Source organism: Paracoccus sp. S4493, from assembly GCF_000967735.1.
Lineage (GTDB): Bacteria > Pseudomonadota > Alphaproteobacteria > Rhodobacterales > Rhodobacteraceae > Paracoccus > Paracoccus marcusii.
On record NZ_JXYF01000403.1, the window covers coordinates 1 to 289 of the forward strand.

Sequence of the window (289 nt, forward strand, 5' to 3'; positions counted from 1 at the left end):
GCCCGCGCCGCGATGAAGGCGTGGCTGGGCAGCCTGTGGTTTGCGCCCTCCGGCCTGACGGCCTATGCGCGCAAGGATCGGCGGCTGAGCGGGATCTATTCCCCCTTCTGGACCTTCGACGCCGACACGACGTCGCGCTATCGCGGCCAGCGGGGCGATGCGTATTACGTCATGGTGCAAAGCACCCAGACCGTGAACGGCCGGACGCAGACGGTCAGCCGCCAGGAACGCCGCATCCGCTGGACCCCGGTGTCGGGTCAGGTCGCGCGCCAGTTCAACGACGTGCTGA

1 pseudogene is annotated in these 289 nt (G+C 68.5%); it reads left to right on the forward strand.

What is annotated here, in order from left to right:
• Positions 1 to 289 (forward strand): annotated as a pseudogene (locus tag TW83_RS21475) (zinc ribbon domain-containing protein); the annotation flags it as partial.